The organism is Acidobacteriota bacterium (genome assembly GCA_026393755.1).
In the GTDB taxonomy this organism is placed as follows: domain Bacteria; phylum Acidobacteriota; class Vicinamibacteria; order Vicinamibacterales; family JAKQTR01; genus JBAXOX01.
The window spans coordinates 30,423-49,128 of sequence record JAPKZO010000008.1; the positions used below are offsets into that span (position 1 = coordinate 30,423).

Below are 18,706 nucleotides of genomic sequence, written 5' to 3' on the forward strand. Positions count from 1 at the left end.
CGATTCACGCGGGCGACAGGCGGCCGTCAGCCAGGCGCCAGACGCGATCGCAGCAGGCCGCCAGCCGGAGATTATGCGTGGCCAGCACGGAGGTCAGACCGTATTCGCGATGCATATCCCGCAGCAGCGCGTGCAGCGCGTCGGCCGTCGGCTCGTCCAGGTCTCCGGTGGGCTCGTCGGCCAGGAGCAGAGCCGGACGCGTCACCAGCGCCCGCGCAATCGCGACGCGCTGCTGCTCGCCGCCCGACAGCATGCCGGGCCGATGGCGGAGTCGACCCGCCAGCCCCACCTGCGCCAGCAGATCCCGAGCCCGTGCCCGCGCGACGCCTGGCTCAATCCGCCCTATCCGCAGCGGCATCTCGGTGTTCTCGAGAGCGTCGAACTCCGGGAGCAGATGGTGAAACTGAAACACAAATCCCACCTGCTGGTTCCGGAACGCGACTCGCCGCTGGTCAGGCAGATCGTTCAACACCGTCTCGCCGATCCGGATGTGTCCCTGTTCCCAGTGATCGAGGCCGCCGAGCACGTGCAGCAATGTGCTCTTTCCGACGCCCGACGCCCCGACGATCGCCACCATCTCGCCGGCCTCGACCTCCAGATCGAGACGCCGCAGGACGTGCAGACGCTCCTGTCCCACGAGGTAGCTCTTGTGGAGATCGGTGACGGTCACGAAGGACATAGTAGGCGTTACGCGCTATCCAAATCTGAGTGCTTCGGCCGGATCCAGTTTGGCGGCCTGGCGCGAGGGATAGATCGTGGCAATGAAACAGACCAGAATCGCTGACCCGACAACCACTGCGAGATCCACGGGCTGCAGGACGAACGGCACATAGGCGATCTGGTACACGTCAATCGGCACGTGAATCAGCCGGTACCGATCGAGCAGGACGGCGAGTCCGTAGCCGCCGGCGGTGCCAACCAGGGTTCCCACGGTCCCGATCAGCAGCCCCTGGATCATAAAGATGCCCATGATGCTCCGTGCGGACGCGCCCATCGTCTTCAGAATAGCGATGTCGGAACTCTTCTCCATCACCAGCAGCACGAGTGAGGCCACGATATTGAGGGCGGCCACCATGACGATGAGACCGATGGTGATGGAAATGGCCATCTTCTCCAGCCAGAGCGCCGAGAAGAGCGCCTTGTTGAGATCGGCCCACGTCTGCGTGATGTACGTCGCGTTCAGCCGCTCGCGGATCGTACGGGCGACCGCGGGAGCGGCGTAGATGTCGTCCACGCGCAATTCGATGAGCTCGACCGTATCGCGATCCAGGAGGCGGCGCGCCTGCGGCAGGCTGACAAATCCGTAGGCCGAGTCGAATTCAAACAGGCCCAGCGAGAACTGTCCGACCACTCGCATGCGCCGCGATCGCGGATACACCCCCATCGGCGTCAGCGATCCTTGAGGCGTCAGCAGCGTGACCTCATCGCCATCGACGACGCCCAGCGTATGGGCGAGATCCGTCCCGATGACGATTCCGGGACGCTCGTCGCTGGTGCCGGCGCCCAGTGCGTCAAGCCGCCCGCTCTTCATCGCGCCGCCGATGTCTGTGACGCTGGTCTCGAGCGCGGGATCGATCCCCTTGAGCGTGATGAACGCGTCGTTGCGACCCGTCGAGATCATCGCCTTGCCGAGAATCGCGGGCGCGGCGCCCGTCACGCGGGGCACGGTTCGGAGTGCCGCCGCCTCCGATTCGTAATCGGTGATTCCGCCCTGCTTCCAGACGAAGATGTGGGCCGTCGCCCCCAGAATGCGGCTGCGCAACTCCTGCTGCAGCCCCGTCATCAGGGCGAGCGCCAGAATGAGCGCCATCACGCCGACGGCCACGCCGAGCGTCGACACGAGGGAGATGACGGAGATGAACGCCTGCTTCCGGCGCGCGAGCAGATACCGAAGCGCGATGCGGGCTTCGTATGGCAGCGTCACGACACTCCGGCCTGCGGCCGCATCTGGGGAAAGAGAATCACATCGCGGATGGACGGGCTCCCGGTGAGCACCATGACGAGACGATCGATGCCGATGCCCTCGCCGCCGGCCGGCGGCATCCCGTACTCGAGCGCCCGGATGTAATCCTCGTCCATCGCGTGCGCTTCCTGGTCGCCGCGCTGCCGATCGGCGAGTTGCTGTTCGAACCGCCGGCGCTGCTCGGCCGGGTCGTTGAGCTCGCTGAAGGCGTTGGCGACTTCGAACCCCCCGATGTACATTTCGAACCGCTCGACGGTATCCGGATCATCGGCGCGCTGCTTCGACAGCGGCGACACCTCGGTCGGAAAGTCGTAGACGAATGTGGGCTGGACCAGCGCGCTCTCACACAGCGCCTCAAACAGTTCCGTCGCGATCTTGCCGGGTCCGACGCCGGGCGTCACCGGGACGCCAAGCCGTTCGGCCAGGCCCGCAGCCCGGAGGGCGTCGCGCACATCGCCTTCCACCACCGCCTCACCGAGCCGCCGCGACGCTTCCTCGCGGACCGCTTCGCGCAGCGAAACCCGACGGTACGGCGCCGCCAGCGAGATCTCGTGGCCGGCAAACGTGCAGGTGTCGGCCCCGATCGCGTCGCGGGCGACCGTCGAGATGAGTTGCTCGGTCATGTCCATCAGTTCATGGTAGTCGCTGTAGGCCTGGTAGAACTCCAGCATCGTGAACTCGGGATTGTGCTGCGTGGAGATGCCTTCGTTCCGGAAGTTCCGGTTGATTTCGTACACCCGCTCAATCCCGCCCACGGTGAGCCGCTTGAGATAGAGCTCGGGCGCGACGCGCAGGTAGAGATCGACGTCGAGCGCGTTGTGATGCGTGACAAACGGCCGGGCGAGGGCGCCGCCCGCCATGGCCTGCATCATCGGCGTCTCGACTTCGAGGAAGCCGCGCCCATCAAGGAATCGCCGGATTCCGGCCATCACCCGGCTGCGGATTTCGAACACGCGGCGCGAGTCCGGGTTGACGATCAGGTCGAGGTACCGCTGCCGGTAACGAATCTCGATGTCCTGCAGTCCATGCCACTTCTCCGGCAGCGGGCGGAGGCACTTGGCGAGAAACTCGAGATGGGCGGTCCAGATCGTCAGCTCGTTGGTCTTCGTGCGAAACACCCTGCCGGAGACGCCGATGAAGTCGCCGACGTCGAGCAGTTTGAAGATCTTGAAATCCAGCTTCGGCAGCGCGTCCTGGCGCACGTACGCCTGAATGCGGGCGCGGCCGTCGGTCAGCACCAGGAAGTTGGCCTTCCCGAAGCTGCGGATGGCCAGGATGCGGCCGCAGGTGGTCGTCTCGGGCCGCTGTGCCTCGAGTTCGTCGTGCGTGCGGGATCCGTAGTCGCCGACCAGCGCGTCAACCGTGTCGGTGCGCGCGAACGACCTCGGGTAGATCGGGATCCCGAGCGCCTCGATCTGCGCGAGGTTGGCCCGGCGCTGCTGAATCAGTTCGTTGTCGTCGGACATAGGGGTTCTGCCGGGCTCTCCGTCGCCCTGCCTCAGGGCAAGCTCTTGTACACGGCATCGAGGACGCCGTTGACGAAACCGACGGCGTCCTCCTCGCTGAAGGTCCGCGCCAGTTCGAGCGCCTCGTCGATCACGACGCTCGGCGGTGTGTCGGGCACGTGCAGCAGTTCGTACACGGCCAGCCTCAGAATCAGCCGATCCACAATCGCGATGCGCTCAATGCGCCAGTGCTGGGCGTGGGTGCCGATGAGCCTGTCGATCTCGGCGACGTCGGCCACAGTGCCCGCCACCAGCGACTCGGCGAATCGGCGCGTCACCGGCGTGAGCGGCTCAATCCCCTCCTGGTCGATGGCCTGATAATCGGCTGCCGCCGTCTCCGGCGTGGCCCGGCCGACCTCCCACTGATACAGCATCTGGAAGGCCGCCTCGCGCGCACGGTGCCGGCTGCCGGTGCTCATCGCCGCACCGGCGTGCCCGGCGAGGCGGCGGACACGGCCCGCTTCAGCGTCGCCATCTCCACGGCGGCCAGCGCCGCTTCCCAGCCCTTGTTCGCCGTGCCCGGGACCGCTCGCGCCAGCGCCTGCTCGGCCGACTCGGTGGTCAGCACGCCGAAACTCATCGGCACCCCGGTCGCCATGGAGGCCTGCATGATCCCATGCGCCACCGACGCCGAGATGTAGTCGAAGTGCGGCGTCTCACCGCGGATCAGGCAGCCGAGACAGACGATCGCGTCGTAGCGTCCGGTGACGGCCGCCATGTGCGCGGCCTGCGGAACTTCGTACGCGCCAGGCACGTCGATCACATCCACGGCTTCGCCGGCGGCACCCGCGCCGCGCAGAGCTTCGATCGCGCCCTCCCGCAGCCGATCGGTGACGAAGTCGTTGTAGCGCGACACCACGATGGCGATGCGAAGATCCCGCCCGTCTGACGTACCCTTGAACACCATGCCGTTCCGATCGCCTACCGTCCCGTGAAGGCGGCTTTCCGCTTCTCGACAAACGCCCGCGTGCCCTCGCGCATGTCATCGGTTGAGGCCACCAGCCCAAACAGCGTCCCCTCGAGCACGCACCCGTCGGCGACGGTCATTTCGAGGCCGCGGTCGATGGCCTCCATCGCGTGCCGAAGCGCGACAGGCGCGCTCGCCGCGAGCGCCTGCGCCAACGCCCGCGCCTCTGTCATCAGCGCCGCCGCCGGCACAACGCGATTGACCAGACCGATGCGGAGCGCTTCGGCCGCATCGATCGGAACGCCCGTCAGGACCAGTTCCATCGCACGGCCCTTTCCGACCAGACGCGGCAGCCGCTGCGTGCCCCCAAACCCCGGGATGATGCCGAGTTTGACTTCCGGCTGACCGAACCTGGCGGTCTCAGAAGCCAGCCGGATCGTGCAGGCCATGGCCAGCTCGCATCCACCCCCCAAGGCATAGCCATTGATGGCGGCAATCACCGGCTTGCCGAGCTGTTCAATCGTGGCGAAGATGCGCTGCCCTGTGGCCGCGTACGCCTTGCCCGCCACCGGTGTCAGCTCGGCGAGTTCCTTGATATCGGCTCCGGCGACAAACGCCTTCTCGCCGGCTCCCGTCAGAATCACGGCCCGGATCGAGTCGTCGTCGCGCAACTCGGTCATCGCGTAATCAAGCTCGCGCAACAGCGCGAGGTTCAGCGCGTTCAGTACCGCCGGCCGGTTCAGCGTCACGACAGCCACGCCAGCCGCCCGCTCGAGGATCAGAAGGTCATAGGCCATGGATTCCGTGTCTCCCGGGCAAAAGTATACTCCACGCCCACGTCAGCGCCGCCGCGGCGGAGGCTCCGGAAATGTCGGCCGCCCAATCCATCAGGTCGTACGATCGATTCGGTACGAAGAGCTGGTGGTACTCATCGGAATACCCGTACGCCGACGAGATCACGATGGCGATGACCGCAGTGCGACACGTGATCGATCGCCATTGGCCGGCGACCACAGCCCAGACCACCAGCAGCGACAGCACGCCATAGGCGACGAAGTGCTCCACTTTGTCGGCCGGGATCCCAGGCAGCGCCGCCGGCAATTCCGGTAGCGTCGACTGGGCCGACAGAAAGAACAGCACCCCCATGTAACCGGCCACGGCGAGCCACCGCCACCAGCGCAGGCGCGGATCGACGCCGCAAGGCGGCTGACCCGAACCGATCGGCGGGCGCTCCGGCAGCAGACTGGACACGGCTGAGCGCTCTACAGGGGAAGGAAATACAGCAGCCACCCGACGACGAACGCGACGCCGATCAGACTGCCGAAAATGGCGGCTCCCGCCCTGACCTGCGCGCGCGGGGCGTCCCGCATCAGCATGCCGCCGACCAGGGACACGAACGCGGCGAAGACCGCCATCAGCAGGATATGACTGTGAATGGCCATGGGCGTGCTACTTCCGGCCGCGCGCGATGTCGTGGGCGTCGATGATCACGAGCGCATTCAACAGACCCGCCGTGATCACAAATGCGTTTCCGTACTCGTACGTGACGGCGCTGGCCACACCTGAACCGAGTCCAAACGCCCGGGCAGCCAGGTACGGCAGGCCGGATCCGAGGTCGGCGATCGCCGCCAGCGCCACGAGCGGATCGGTCCACTCGAACGGGAACAGTCGTCCCTCGAGCGCCAGCCCAAACGCGAACATCAGCGGCAGCGCGACGAGAAAGGCGACGCCCTTCTGACGGCGGCCGAGCCACAAGTGGCCCCCGCCGGGAACCAGCCACGACACCAGATAGACCAGCCACAGAGGTCTTGGGGGACGCGCCGGGATCTGCGGTTTCGTCTTCGAACCAGTCGCCATAGTGGTCAGTCTATCGCACGCGCGGCGCTGTCGTCGAACGGTGCGCCCGCGACCCACGCCACGACAAAGCCGGCCACGGCCGCACCGAGCGGCACGGCACCGGCGCAGCGGGCGAGGTTCGAGACGTCGAGTCCGCCGATGTGCTCGAGCGTCCAAAGCACACCGGTCGGGACCGCCGCGCCGATCAGCAGGTACCGCAGGCTCGTCTGCGGCGCCCGCGGTCGAGCCGCCTGCCGTGATCGTCGGCGCATCCAGCCCAGCCCGATGATGGCGCCGGCCGCGGCGCCACCGTACAGCCCGACGCAGCGGGCGCACACGGGAGTCTGCACGCCGCCGATATGGAAGGAGCGCTCGGCGCGTTGGTGACAGAGCAGCGAGCCCGCCCGATACGTCGCGGCCACCGCGACCAGCGTCGGACCGCTCGGGTTGCGGGCCGCCATCGCGGGAGTGGCCACCAGCCATCCCGCCCACACGACGGCGAGGCAGGTCACTCCGGCCGCCGCGGCACCCCGTCTGGTCATCAATTCAGGCTCGCGCGCCGAGCGGGCAGCGGACCGAAGTTCGCTTCGAAGCGGGCCGAAAAGTCGGGCCATGTGTAGTGATGCGTGGATCCGCCCACATGCTCCAGCGCGTAGGCGGCCGCGACGCTGCCCATCCGCCCGCACGTGTCGTAGCCGGCGCCCAGGGCCATCCCCTTCATGAAGCCTCCGCGGAACGCGTCGCCCACGCCGGTCGGATCGGCAATGCGCGCGGGCGGAACGGCCGGGATGTCAATCACCGCATCGCGCAGCAGAACGCTGGCGCCCTTCTCCCCCTTCGTCACCACGACGACGTCAGCCGACTGGAGCAACGCTTGCTCGTCGAACCCGGTCTTCTCGCGGATGATCTGGAATTCGTAGTCGTTCGAGATGATCAGGTGCGCGCCCTTGAGCCCTCGCATCAACTCGTCGCCCCCCATCCGCGCCACCTGCTGGCCCGGGTCGAAGATGTACGGCACCCCGATCGTCCGGCACTCCTCGGCGTACTGGACCATGGCCGCAGGATCGTTGGGGGAGATGATCACCAGGTCGCACCCGCCCGCGCGCGCGATCGACAGTTCAGCCGCGTGGGCCATCGCGCCCGTATAGAACGACGCGATCTGGTTGCCGTTCTGATCGGTGCTGCAGAAGAACGACGCGGTGAACTTGTCCGCAATCTCCTTGACCAGCGACGTATCGACGCCGGCGGTATCCAGCCAGGCACGATACTCGCCGAAATCCTGGCCGGCGGTCGCCATCAGCCGCGGCCGCTCGCCAAGCAGCGCGAGCGTGTACGCGATGTTGGGCGCGCACCCGCCCCGCCGCTTGTCCATCGTGTCGACCAGGAAGCTCAGGCTGACGCGCTGGAGGTGATCGGGCAGCAGGTGCTCGGTGAAGCTGCCGGGAAACGACATCAGGTAGTCGTACGCGATGGAACCAGTGACGATGATGTTCATGACGTTGCGATGTACCGGCCGATGATGGGAGCCAGTTCCCGCCTGATCTGGGCGGGGATGTGCTCCGGTCTGGTGATGATGGCGGTGGCGAGGGCTCGACCGCAGGCGCATGCCCGCCCGGCAGGCAGGAGCCTGATCGTCTCGGCGATGACCGCCTGTGCCGTCGCGGCGTTCCGCGTGAGGTTGCTGATAATCATCTCGACGCTCACCGAATCGTGATCCTCGTGCCAGCAGTCGTAGTCGGTCACCAGCGCGATGGTCGAATAGCAGATCTCGGCCTCGCGCGCGAGCTTCGCTTCCTGCAGGTTCGTCATCCCGATCACGTCCATCCCCCACGAGCGATAGAGTCTCGATTCGGCCAGCGTCGAAAACTGCGGTCCCTCCATGCACACGTACGTGCCGCCGGTGTGGACGGTCGCGCCGACCGCCTTCGCGGCGCGGGAGACGAGTTGCCCCAGTTCACCACAGACCGGATGCGCGAAGCCGACGTGGGCCACGAACCCGAAGATGTTCGCGCGGAAGTTGAGTTCGGATGGCAGGATGCGGTGCCCGGCCCCGTGGCGCGCGAGAAACGCCACCCGCCGGCCGCGCAGCGTTGCGGTGACGTAGGGCCCGGAAGGCGGCCCGAACGGCGTTGTCAGCGTCACGTCCTCACGCTCGGTGAGGTCGGCCATGTCGTACAGTCCGCTTCCTCCGATGATGCCGATCTCGACAGCCATCTCGTCAGTCCTTCCCGGCCTGTTTGAGTTCCACAAGCACACCGTGGGCGCTCGATGGATGAACAAACGCCACCAGCGCGCCTCCGGCGCCGGCGCGCGGCTCGTCGTCTATCAGCCTGACGCCGCGTTGTCTGAGGCGGGCCAGCGCGGCGCGGAGATCGTCGAGCTGCAGCGTGATGTGGTGCACGCCGGGGCCGCGTTTCCTTATGAACGCCGCGATCGGCGAGTCAGCCGTCGTCGCCTCCAGCAATTCGAGTGACGCCTCCCCGACAGGGACAAACGACACGCGCACTCCTTGCGAGACGACGACCTCGGGAGAGCCGACGTCGAGCCCGAGCGCGTCCCGGTAGAACGCAACCGCCTCGGCCATGTCCCGGACGGCGATGCCGACATGGTCCAGCGTAGCCGGCCGCGATCCTCCGTGCCCGAGAGCCCGGTCGAGAATCGCCGCCGCGGCCGAGTACGGATCCAGCGTGCGTTCCGCGATCTGATCAAGCGTCTCGGCGAGCTCCCCGGTTCGACACACGTCGGCTTCCACGTACTCCATGAAGCGGCTCGCGAGCAGCTCACGCAGGCGGGACTCGTCCCGGAGGCGCCGGCGGGACAGGCGCTCGACGGTCGCGCGCGCCCGGAACGCGTCGATGGCCGCCGCCAGTTCCGGAACGCCCGCGCCAGTGGTGGCCTGGGTCCGCACCACAGGCGGCCGCCACTGGTCGGGCTCGAACGCCTCGAGCGCCAGCATGGTCTCGATCGACGCCACCAGCCGGTCGGCGCCCTCCCGATCGGCCTTGTTGACGACGAAGACATCGGCGATTTCCATGATGCCGGCCTTCATGGCTTGCACTTCGTCGCCGGCGCCAGGCACGAGCGTCACAATGGACACATCGGCGGTGCGGACGATGTCCACTTCGTCCTGACCGACCCCGACCGTTTCAATGATGACCCAGTCGTAACCTGCGGCGTCGAGCACCTGCGCGGCTTCGTGGGTTGCCCGGGCGAGCCCGCCCAGATGGCCGCGAGTAGCCATGCTCCGGATGAAGACGCCGGCGTCGCCGGCGTGGGTCTGCATGCGTACGCGATCGCCGAGGATGGCGCCGCCCGTGTAGGGACTGGTCGGATCGACGGCCACCACGCCGACCGTCTCTCCGCCCTGGCGGAGATGGGCCGTCAACCGGTCCACCAGCGTGCTCTTGCCCGCCCCAGGGGGCCCCGTGATGCCGACCAGGTACGCCCCCCCGGTGTGAGGAAACACGTCGCCGATGAGCGCCGCCGCCTGCGGGGCGTCGTCTTCGATCAGGGAAATGGCGCGCGCAATCGCCCGCGGGTCGCCCTCGAGGACGCGCTCACTCAGCCGACGCGGCTGCCCGGCCGTAGTCGACGCGCTCATTGGGTCAGGCCGTCGCCGCCAGCAACTGCCGGGCGATGACGAGGCGCTGGATCTCGCTGGTGCCTTCACCGATGGTGGTCAGTTTCACATCGCGGAAGAACTTCTCGGCTGGATAATCCTTCACGAAGCCGTACCCGCCGTGGATCTGCACGCACTCTTCCGACGCCCGAACGGCCACCTCGCTCGACATAAGCTTGGCCATCGCCGACTCGCGCGACGTGCGCACGCCCTTGTCCTTCAGATAGGCCGCCCGGTAGGTGAGCAATCTCGCCGCTTCAATGCGCGTGGCCAGATCCACCAGTTTCCACTGGATGGCCTGGAACGAGGCAATCGGCTGGCCGAACTGCACCCGTTCGAGCGCATAGCGCCGGGCGGTCTCGTACGCGCCCTGCGCCAGGCCGACTGCCAGGGCCGCAATGCCGATGCGTCCGGCGTCGAGCACTTGCAGCGTATTGATGAAACCCTCGTTCTCGGTTCCCAGGATCGCCTCGGCGCCCACGCGGCAGTCCCGAAGGATCAGCTCGCTGGTGTCGCTGGCGCGCATCCCGAGCTTGTCTTCGTGCCGACCGGCGGCCATCCCGGGATTGCCGCGCTCGACGATGAAGGCCGAGATGCCGTGCGAACCTTTCGTCTTGTCGGTGACGGCCATGACGACCGCGACGTCGCCGATGCCGCCATGCGTGATGAACGCCTTGGCGCCGTTCAGCACCCAGCCCGCGCCGTCGCGCACCGCCGCTGTCCGGAGCCGCGCCGCGTCCGAACCCGCCGTCGGTTCGGTCAGACCCCAGGCCCCAATCCACTCGCCCTTCGCGAGCGGCACCAGATACTGCTGCTTCTGCGCCTCGGTTCCGAACATCGCGATATGCGCGGAGCACAGTCCGTTGTGCGCCGCGACCGAGAGCGACACGGCCGGATCAATACGGGCCAGTTCCTCGACGCAGATGCAGTAGTCGATCGCGGACATCGCCGCGCCGCCGTACTCCTCCGGAAACTGGATCCCCATCAGGCCAAGTGCCGCCATCTTCGTGACAAGCGAGCGCGGGAACGCCTGCGCCTCGTCCCATTCGCGGACGTACGGGCGGATTTCGGTTTCGGCGAATTCGCGAACGGCGCGCCGGAGCAGATCTTGCTGGTCGGTTGGTCGGAAGTCCATGGGATCTAGAAATTTACCACACGCGGCTACGCCGAATCCCGAATCCCTAGTAGAAGACCGTCACGCGCCAATTCCCGGAGTTGTCACCGAGAAAGTCGTCATTGATTCCCAGCAAGAGCCTGCCGTTCCCGCGGATGCGGATGGGCCCCTGCTCGTTGCCGATGAAGAACAGGTCGCGCGATCGTTCGCCCACTTTGCCAATCAGCGACGCACCCGGCCGGTTCGGAATGGGCCGATTCGGATTTGACGGCGAGTTTCTCTCGCCCTCGGGGCCGTCCCTCCGCCCCTTGCCCCACGTCACCTGGCCAGCGGCCTGGAAGTAAACCATCTGGCCATCGCGCACCTCGATGCCGGCGTCCACCCACGGCACGTTGGCCGACACCACGACCTGGCGTTCGCGCATGCCGGGACGCGGGCCGTCATTGGGATTGCGGCCGGGACCCTGCGGACCACGCCCCTCCCCACGCCCTTCACCGAGCCCAGAGCCGCGGTTCCCCGATTCGTCGTCGAAATCGATCCGCCGCACTTCGCGCAGGTCCACCCTGACGATCCTCGAGTTGAAACCGCGCTCCTCCCGGAACTCAACCTGACCGTTCCGGACGGCAACCAGTTGCCCGCGCAGTTGATCGCCATTGCGCATGACGAGGGTGTCGGCGGCGACAGCCAGGCCCGCCGCCATTACGAAAGCCAGTGTCAGCCAGAAGGATGATGTTCGCGTGTTCGCCATGTCTTCCCCCCGAAGGATGCGGTCTGGTATTCTCTCTCCAGGCCCATACTACCACCCCTTAAGGAGTGCCCCGCTATGACCTTTCGCCCAACGGCTGCTGCGGTTCTTGCGGTCGGGGCGCTGTTGCTGCCCTCGCCAGCCCGAGCCGATGTCACGGCGTTTATCGGGTCGCTCAAGTCGACGGCCCCGCAGGCCGCAAGTCAGACGGTGAGCGGCGTCGCGGCTGGTGTGACGCTGGTTGTGGTGGGATTCGAATTCGAGTACTCGCACGCGTCGGAAGATGCCGCGGCTGCGAAGGCCGGGCTCTCGACCGGGATGGTCAGCGCGCTCGTGCGGACGCCGACGGGGCGGATTCAGTTCTACGGGATGGTGGGCGTGGGCGTGTACCGGGAGACGCTGGGCGCCAGCGCCACGACGAACACCATGGCGTCGGTGGGTGGCGGGGCCACGATCGGCCTCGCGGGCCCTCTCGGCGTGCGGATCGACTACCGCCTCTTCACGCTCAGGAACCCGGCCAACGCCGACACCTCGACGCGGCACCGCATCTACGCGGGAGTCAATCTCAAGTTCTGATGTGAAAGCGCCGGCGCGGGTACGGGGCGCCTGACGGCACTCCGTACCCGGCGGCCTACTTCATGTCGGCGACGAGCTTGTAATTCTGCAGCGTCACGCCGCCAGCGTACGAGGCGCTGTAGATCTTGAAGAGTTCCTGCACTTCGGCCGGAAACACCTTGGCGAGGATCTTCGACAGCGTGTAGTCGGCGTCCTTGACAACCGGGTCCACGACGAACACGTACAGGAAATTGCCGCCGGCAATCGGCTCGGGGTTCTTGTACACGCGCCAGCCCTGGGCCATCGCCTTGTGGACCGGATCGTCGCTCTTGGCCAGCGCCTCTTTCAGTTTCGCGATGACCTTTTCGAAATCCTCGGTCTTGTCAGGCTTGATCACGTTGAACATCATGCCGAGATCACCCGTGAACACGCGGGCTGCCGGCACAGCCTGTGCGGCTGGTGCGGGCGCGGCCTGCGGTGAGGCGGCCGCCGCCTGGGCGTTTGAATGGGCGACCGAAACCGCCAGAGCGGCCAGGGTCAGAGTCAGTCCAGTTACGATGCGCCGCCATCTGGCAGCACGCGGCATCCACGTCGACAGCATTGCAGAGCCTCCTTGGCGATTGGCGTGTTGTAACGTGCGAGTCCCGATACTGTAGCGTACCCGCCCCCGAGAAGAAAACAACTAGACGAAGACCGCCAGCACCTCGTTGGCCAGCAGCATCCCCTGCCGGCTGAGCCAGAGCCGGCCCTGCTCGTGCCGGAGCAGACCTGCGTCGAGAGAGGGCTGAAGACGGCCTCCGTACAGGGCCCAGATGTCGAGCCCGTACGTCCGCCGCAGATCCTCGACGCCCACACCCTCCACCAGCCGGAGCCCGGTGATCAGGGCCTCCTGCCAGCGATTCTCGGGCGAGAGTACTCGGCTCTCCGTTTGGACGTCAGCGCCGGCCTCGATGGCGGAGACGAACAACTCCGTGTCCGATACGTTCCTCCAGCGGACTCCGCCGACGGTCGAATGCGCGCCGGGGCCGAACCCGAACCACTCGCCGTCCATCCAGTACTTCAGATTGTGCCTCGATTCGAACCCGGGGCGCGCGACATTCGAAATTTCGTACTGCGCAAGACCGGCCGCCTCGACCATCGCCATCGCCAGTTCGTACATGTCCGCCGCCGTGTCATCAGGCGCCTGCGACCACCGCTCTCGTGCCATCTGCTCACGCAGGGGCGCGTGGGGATACAACTCGAGGATGTACAGGGATGCATGGTCCGGTGCCACGGAGATGAGCCCCTCGACCGACTCGCGCCACTCGGCGAGGTTTTGTCCAGGCAGCCACATCATCAGGTCGATGCTGAGGTTGTCAAACCCCGCCGTCCGAGCGTCGCTGACCGCGCGGCGCGCCGATGCCTGATCGTGAATCCGCCCGAGCCGCGCCAGTTCGTCATCGCGAAACGACTGCACGCCAATGCTCAGGCGATTGACGCCGGCGGCTCGATACCCGGATAACGTCTCGAGGGAGACGGTCTCGGGGTTCACTTCCAGCGTGACCTCTGCGTCGGTTGCGACGGAGAAGCCCTGCCGGCAACTGTCGATGATGGACGCGAGTTCGGCCGGCGTCAGCAGTGACGGTGTGCCCCCGCCGAAGTAGATCGTATCGGCGGCACGTGATGCCGCATCGGTGACGGTGGACGCCACGCGCCCGATGTGCGATCGCACGGCGGCGACGTACCGGGCTTTGAGCGGGCCGTCAAGAAGGGCGCGGTTGAAGTTGCAGTAGTTGCAGATGCGGCGGCAGAACGGCACGTGGATGTAGAGCCCGAACGCAGCCATCGCGGCCAGAGACTAGGATGTGCCGGCGCGGCCGCCCGGCCACTTGAGATCGGCCTTCGAATCTGGCAGTTGCGCCCGGGCGGGCGTCGGACGAACCGCCGCCACGCGGCCCTTCTTGCCCTGGCGCTTCAGCTTCCACTTCGCGACCAGATCCTCGTCGCTGTATTGGGCCCCCTCATCGCGATAGTCGGCGGCATCGAGCACCACGAACTCGCACATTTCGTGCAGCCGCGAGTACATCCGGAACCCGATCCGGCAGAGCAGCGAATTCGGGTCGGTATCGTCGGGCTGAGCCTCGTAGTTCGACGTGAAGACCGTCGGCCGCCGCTCGTTGTAGCGAGTGTTGACGATGAGCGACAGGGTTTCCTCAACCCATTCCGACGTCTTCTCGGCGCCCAGATCGTCGAGCACCAGCAGTTCGGCGGTCATCACCGGGCGCAGCACTTCAATCTCGGTGGTGCGCACGACCGGATCGTAGGTGCTGCGGATCACGCGCAGCAGATCGCGGGTGTCGTAGTACAAGCCCTTCGCCCCGCGCGTCGCCACGACCTGTCGCAGCACGGCCACGGCGAGGTGCGTCTTGCCGACGCCGGGAGGGCCCTCCAGGAACAGGCCTCGATCGACCACCGGAAACGCCTCGGCCAGCTTGACGGCCCGGGCCCGGGCGCGAGTGAGTGACTCGTTGTAGGCGCGAAAATTCCCGAGATCGCAGTGCTGGTACCGCCGGGGAATGCGTGCCTCAACCGCGAGACGCGACGCCTGCTGATCGCGCCAGCAGTCGCAGCGAGTCGCGTGACGCACGCCCTCGCGCACCACCATCTTCCAACCGGTGCCGTCGCAAACAGGGCAGTTCATTCGGGCTCGGTCACTCGCGTCATGACAGTCAGAATCACGGAGCAGGAACCAGGAAGCAAAGAGAGAATACTACAGGATCTCCGGGCACGCGGTGTCCACTTTGTGCACACAGCGCTTCTTACTTCATGCTTCTTACTTCTTGCTTCTGATTTCTTCGACAGGCTTCGGGGCAGGCGCGGGAGCGGGAGACGCCGGAGCGCTCCTGGCGATATCGACCGGCGTCGAACGCACGAGGGCCGTGTTGAGCCGCTGTTCCCAGTCGCCGAGGCCGCGGGCGAGTTCGCGCTTCACGTACTCCATGAACTCGTTGACCTCGTGCTGCATGTCCTCCATTTTCTGCCGCATGTTGAGGATGATCTCGACACCGGCCAGATTGACACCCAGATCACGGGTCAGCGACAGGATCGTCTCAAGGCGCTGAAGATCGTCATCCGAATACAGCCGCGTGTTGCCGTCGGTGCGCGACGGCTTCAGGAGACCCTCCCGCTCGTAGAGTCGCAGCGTCTGCGGATGAATGCTGTATTTCTGGGCCACCGCGCTGATCATGTAGTACGCCCTGCCGGCGCCGGAACTCTTCCTGGTGGCCATCATTGTCTCCTCTTCCTCCGCCGATCCGACTGGGTCGGGTCACGACGCGGTCGCGTCGCGCCAGAGGCCCGCACGCACATCTTCGGTATTGACGAGTCCGTATTCGCGCAGCAACTCTCTCGACCGCTGATCCAGCACCAATGGCAGCACGATCCTGATCTCCGCGATCAGATCGCCGCGCGTCCCTCTGCGCATCGACGGGACACCGCGGCCGCGAAGCCGGAACCGCTGCCCCGATTGCGTGCCCGGCGGCACGCGCAGCCGCGCCGTCCCGTCGAGAGTCGGGATGTCAAAGCGGGAGCCCAGCGCCGCCTCGTGCACAGCCACTGGAACCGTCAACAGCAAGTCGTCGCCGTCGCGCCTGAACACCGGGTGCGGCGCCACCTGCACGGTGACATACAAATCGCCAGGTGCGGCACTGCGTGTGCCGGCGTGCCCCAGACCGGGCAGACACATCTGTTCCCCTGGGCTCACCCCTGCGGGAATCGTCAGCGTCGTCGTCTCGCTGCGTGATTCGACGCCCAGGCCCTGACACACGCCGCACGTGGCGTGACGGAGCAGGCCGCTCCCTCCACACCGACCGCAGGCCTTCGTGAACATCATGTGACCGCGGGCCGTGCGGACCGTGCCCGCCCCCCGGCACGACGCGCACGCCGCCTCGGCCACCGGCTGCACGCCCCGGCCGCGACATCCGCGGCAGACATCGCGCCGAATCACCGTCAAGGTCTTCTCGGCACCCCGAAAGGCCTCCTCGAACCCGACCGATACCGTCAGATAGAGATCCGCGCCCGGCGTCGACGCCTCAGCCGGTCCGCTCACCGCGTCGTGAATCACATCGGCAAACAGGTCGCCAAACGTCGATGCCGCCGAACCGTCGGCCGCACCCACCGAGAAGTCAAACCCGTCGAATCCGAACGTCGCCGCCGACTCCAGGACGACGGCCGGGCTGCCGAGCAGGTCGTACTCCCGCCGCCGGTCCGGATCGGTCAGCACCTGGTACGCGTCAGCAACGGCCCTGAAGCGAACCGCCGAGGTCCGGTCCCCGGGATTGACGTCCGGATGGTACCGGCGCGCCAGTCTCCGGTACGCCCGCTTGATCTCGTCAAGACCAGCGGTCGGCGGCACCCCGAGCAGTTCGTACAAGTCCATAACGTCCCGGACCCCGGGTTCCCGCTATTTCTTCCCGTCATCCACCACTTCGGCGTCGATGACGTCGCTCTTGGGCGCGTCGGCCCCAGGCGCAGCGCCGCCGTCCGAGGCTGGCCCGGTCGGCGGCGCGGCCTGCTTGTAGAGCACCTCGGCGAACTTGTGCTGAGCGCTGGTCAGATGCTCCAGCGCGCTCTTGATGGCGGCGGCGTCGTTCTTCTCGATCGCCTTCTTCACCTCGTCTATCGCGGCCTCGACAGGCTGCTTGTCGGCGGCGCTGAGCTTGTCGCCGGTCTCTTTGAGCATCTTCTCGGCCCCGTAGACCGCCTGGTCCGCCTGATTGCGCGTCTCGATCTCCTCTTTGCGCTTCTTGTCGTCGGCGGCATTGGCCTCCGCCTCGCGCATCATGCGATCGACCTCGTCCTTGCTCAAGCCGCTCGAGGACGTAATCGTGATCTTCTGTTCCTTGCCGGTGCCCTTGTCCTTGGCCGAGGCGTTGACGATGCCGTTGGCGTCGATATCGAAGGTGACTTCAATCTGCGGAACCCCGCGCGGCGCGAGTGGGATCCCGTCGAGATGGAATCGCCCAAGCGTGCGGTTGTCGCGCGCCATCGGCCGCTCGCCCTGCAGCACGTGCACCTCGACGCTCGACTGACTGTCGGCCGCGGTGGAGAACACCTCGCTCTTGCGCGTCGGAATCGTCGTGTTGCGCGGGATGAGCGTCGTCAACACGCCGCCCAGCGTCTCGATGCCGAGTGACAGCGGCGTGACGTCGAGCAGCAGCAGGTCCTTGACCTCGCCGGCCAGCACGCCAGCCTGGAGGGCCGCGCCGATCGCGACCACCTCGTCGGGATTGACGCCCTTGTGCGGCTCCTTGCCGAACACGTCACGCACGATCTGCTGCACGCGCGGAATACGGGTGGACCCGCCAACCAGCACGACTTCGTCGATCTGTGACGGCTGCACCCCGGCGTCCGACAATGCCTGTTTGGACGGTCCGACCGTCTTCTGCAGCAGATCCTCGACCAGTTGCTCGAACTTCGCCCGGGTGAGCTTCATCTGCAGGTGCTTGGGGCCCGACGCGTCGGCCGTGATGAACGGCAGATTGATCTCGCTCTCCATCACCGTCGACAGTTCCATCTTGGCCTTCTCGGCGGCCTCGCGCAGCCGCTGCAGCGCCATCCGGTCCTTCGTCAGGTCGATCCCGTCACTCTTCCTGAATTCGGCCGCTACCCACTCGATGACGCGCTGGTCGAGATTGTCGCCGCCAAGATGCGTGTCGCCGTTGGTGGACTTCACCTCAACGACGCCCTCGCCGACCTCCAGGATCGAGATGTCGAACGTGCCGCCGCCAAAATCGTAGACGGCGATCGTCTCGTCCTTCTTCTTGTCGAGCCCGTAGGCCAGCGCCGCCGCGGTCGGTTCGTTGACGATGCGCATGACCTCGAGGCCGGCAATGGTCCCGGCCTCCTTGGTGGCCTGACGCTGCGCGTCGTTGAAGTACGCGGGGACGGTGATGACCGCCTGGGTGACGGGTTGCCCCAGATACTCCTCGGCCGCCTTCTTCAGTTTCTGGAGCACCATCGCCGACACCTGCGCGGGCGCAAAGCGCTCGTCCTTGCCGGACGCCTGGACCTGTACCACGACGTGGTCCCCATCACGCACGACGCGGTACGGCACCATCCTCATCTCGTCACTGACTTCCTCGAAGCGTCGCCCCATGAAGCGCTTGATGGAAAATACGGTGTTCTCCGGGTTGGTCACGGCCTGACGTTTGGCGACCTGCCCCACGAGGCGTTCGCCGGTTTTGCTGAATCCGACGACGCTCGGCGTCAGCCTGCCACCTTCCGGGTTCGTGACGACGACCGCTTCTCCGCCCTCCATGACCGCGACGACGGAGTTCGTGGTCCCGAGATCGATTCCGATGATTTTGCTCATGTTGCTATCCTCGCCCTGAGATTGAGGGTTGTCGCCCCCATGATTCCACGTGATGCACGGCCCAACCTCTTATGTCTGAATAATCATAAAATCTTAGCGTCACAATGTCA

22 protein-coding genes and 1 pseudogene are annotated in these 18,706 nt (G+C 66.3%); 1 reads left to right on the forward strand and 22 read right to left on the reverse strand.

All coding sequences use genetic code 11. The features are described from left to right. Nucleotides 1-4: 4 nt before the first annotated feature. From NTV05_04030 to NTV05_04105, 16 genes and pseudogenes are all read right to left on the reverse strand, one after another. Nucleotides 5-679: an ABC transporter ATP-binding protein gene (locus NTV05_04030; protein MCX6543566.1), complete on the reverse strand. Its 675-nt coding sequence runs from the start codon at nt 677-679 to the stop codon at nt 5-7. Between the two features lie 15 nt (nt 680-694). Then, a complete protein-coding gene (locus NTV05_04035) occupies nt 695-1,924 on the reverse strand; it encodes an ABC transporter permease (GenBank protein ID MCX6543567.1) in 1,230 nt (409 codons plus the stop codon). Further along, nucleotides 1,921-3,429: a lysine--tRNA ligase gene (gene lysS, locus NTV05_04040; GenBank protein MCX6543568.1), complete on the reverse strand. Its 1,509-nt coding sequence runs from the start codon at nt 3,427-3,429 to the stop codon at nt 1,921-1,923. The genes NTV05_04035 and lysS overlap by 4 nt, the downstream gene beginning before the upstream one ends. Before the next feature lie 32 nt (nt 3,430-3,461). Then, nucleotides 3,462-3,887 (reverse strand): transcription antitermination factor NusB, encoded by a 426-nt coding sequence (nusB, locus tag NTV05_04045; protein MCX6543569.1) that lies wholly within the window; start codon nt 3,885-3,887, stop codon nt 3,462-3,464. Further along, the gene (ribH, locus tag NTV05_04050; protein MCX6543570.1) at nt 3,884-4,375 is read right to left on the reverse strand and encodes a 6,7-dimethyl-8-ribityllumazine synthase; all 492 of its coding nucleotides are present in this window, start codon (nt 4,373-4,375) and stop codon (nt 3,884-3,886) included. Before ribH ends, nusB begins: the two co-directional genes overlap by 4 nt. A gap of 14 nt (nt 4,376-4,389) precedes the next feature. Next, a complete protein-coding gene (locus NTV05_04055) occupies nt 4,390-5,172 on the reverse strand; it encodes an enoyl-CoA hydratase-related protein (GenBank protein MCX6543571.1) in 783 nt (260 codons plus the stop codon). Next, the gene (locus NTV05_04060) at nt 5,162-5,626 is read right to left on the reverse strand and encodes a VanZ family protein (protein MCX6543572.1); all 465 of its coding nucleotides are present in this window, start codon (nt 5,624-5,626) and stop codon (nt 5,162-5,164) included. The genes NTV05_04055 and NTV05_04060 overlap by 11 nt, the downstream gene beginning before the upstream one ends. An 11-nt stretch (nt 5,627-5,637) precedes the next feature. After that, nucleotides 5,638-5,817, reverse strand: a complete 180-nt coding sequence (locus NTV05_04065) for a hypothetical protein (protein ID MCX6543573.1) — start codon at nt 5,815-5,817, stop codon at nt 5,638-5,640. A gap of 7 nt (nt 5,818-5,824) precedes the next feature. Continuing rightward, nucleotides 5,825-6,232: a hypothetical protein gene (locus tag NTV05_04070; GenBank protein MCX6543574.1), complete on the reverse strand. Its 408-nt coding sequence runs from the start codon at nt 6,230-6,232 to the stop codon at nt 5,825-5,827. Between the two features lie 5 nt (nt 6,233-6,237). Further along, the gene (locus NTV05_04075) at nt 6,238-6,753 is read right to left on the reverse strand and encodes a DUF2085 domain-containing protein (protein MCX6543575.1); all 516 of its coding nucleotides are present in this window, start codon (nt 6,751-6,753) and stop codon (nt 6,238-6,240) included. Next, nucleotides 6,753-7,706, reverse strand: coding sequence for a carbohydrate kinase family protein (locus tag NTV05_04080; protein ID MCX6543576.1), 954 nt, complete (start codon nt 7,704-7,706; stop codon nt 6,753-6,755). The genes NTV05_04075 and NTV05_04080 overlap by 1 nt, the downstream gene beginning before the upstream one ends. Beyond that, the gene (locus tag NTV05_04085) at nt 7,703-8,425 is read right to left on the reverse strand and encodes an S-methyl-5'-thioadenosine phosphorylase (GenBank protein ID MCX6543577.1); all 723 of its coding nucleotides are present in this window, start codon (nt 8,423-8,425) and stop codon (nt 7,703-7,705) included. Before NTV05_04085 ends, NTV05_04080 begins: the two co-directional genes overlap by 4 nt. A 4-nt stretch (nt 8,426-8,429) precedes the next feature. After that, complete coding sequence (gene mce, locus NTV05_04090; protein ID MCX6543578.1) at nt 8,430-8,870, reverse strand: methylmalonyl-CoA epimerase; 441 nt, start codon at nt 8,868-8,870, stop codon at nt 8,430-8,432. After that, a pseudogene (gene meaB, locus NTV05_04095) lies at nt 8,850-9,812 on the reverse strand (methylmalonyl Co-A mutase-associated GTPase MeaB). The gene mce and the pseudogene meaB overlap by 21 nt, the downstream one beginning before the upstream one ends. Before the next feature lie 4 nt (nt 9,813-9,816). Next, a complete protein-coding gene (locus tag NTV05_04100; protein ID MCX6543579.1) occupies nt 9,817-10,965 on the reverse strand; it encodes an acyl-CoA dehydrogenase family protein in 1,149 nt (382 codons plus the stop codon). 46 nt (nt 10,966-11,011) lie between these two features. Continuing rightward, entirely contained in the window at nt 11,012-11,692 is a 681-nt protein-coding gene (locus NTV05_04105) for a hypothetical protein (GenBank protein MCX6543580.1), read from the reverse strand. 75 nt (nt 11,693-11,767) lie between these two features. Between NTV05_04105 and NTV05_04110 the strand changes: the two genes are divergently transcribed. Further along, nucleotides 11,768-12,265: a hypothetical protein gene (locus tag NTV05_04110; GenBank protein ID MCX6543581.1), complete on the forward strand. Its 498-nt coding sequence runs from the start codon at nt 11,768-11,770 to the stop codon at nt 12,263-12,265. 55 nt (nt 12,266-12,320) lie between these two features. Here NTV05_04110 and NTV05_04115 read toward each other — a convergent pair whose 3' ends face one another. The 6 genes from NTV05_04115 to dnaK form a co-directional block, all read right to left on the reverse strand. Continuing rightward, nucleotides 12,321-12,845: a hypothetical protein gene (locus NTV05_04115; protein MCX6543582.1), complete on the reverse strand. Its 525-nt coding sequence runs from the start codon at nt 12,843-12,845 to the stop codon at nt 12,321-12,323. Nucleotides 12,846-12,926: 81 nt separating this feature from the next. Then, entirely contained in the window at nt 12,927-14,069 is a 1,143-nt protein-coding gene (gene hemW, locus NTV05_04120; GenBank protein ID MCX6543583.1) for a radical SAM family heme chaperone HemW, read from the reverse strand. Nucleotides 14,070-14,081: 12 nt separating this feature from the next. After that, nucleotides 14,082-14,924: an ATP-binding protein gene (locus tag NTV05_04125; GenBank protein ID MCX6543584.1), complete on the reverse strand. Its 843-nt coding sequence runs from the start codon at nt 14,922-14,924 to the stop codon at nt 14,082-14,084. A gap of 132 nt (nt 14,925-15,056) precedes the next feature. Then, nucleotides 15,057-15,512 carry a helix-turn-helix transcriptional regulator gene (locus tag NTV05_04130; GenBank protein ID MCX6543585.1) on the reverse strand — a complete coding sequence of 152 codons (456 nt, stop codon included), beginning with the start codon at nt 15,510-15,512 and terminating at the stop codon, nt 15,057-15,059. Between the two features lie 39 nt (nt 15,513-15,551). Continuing rightward, nucleotides 15,552-16,661: a J domain-containing protein gene (locus tag NTV05_04135; GenBank protein ID MCX6543586.1), complete on the reverse strand. Its 1,110-nt coding sequence runs from the start codon at nt 16,659-16,661 to the stop codon at nt 15,552-15,554. Nucleotides 16,662-16,685: 24 nt separating this feature from the next. After that, a complete protein-coding gene (gene dnaK, locus NTV05_04140) occupies nt 16,686-18,650 on the reverse strand; it encodes a molecular chaperone DnaK (protein ID MCX6543587.1) in 1,965 nt (654 codons plus the stop codon). Nucleotides 18,651-18,706 lie beyond the last annotated feature (56 nt).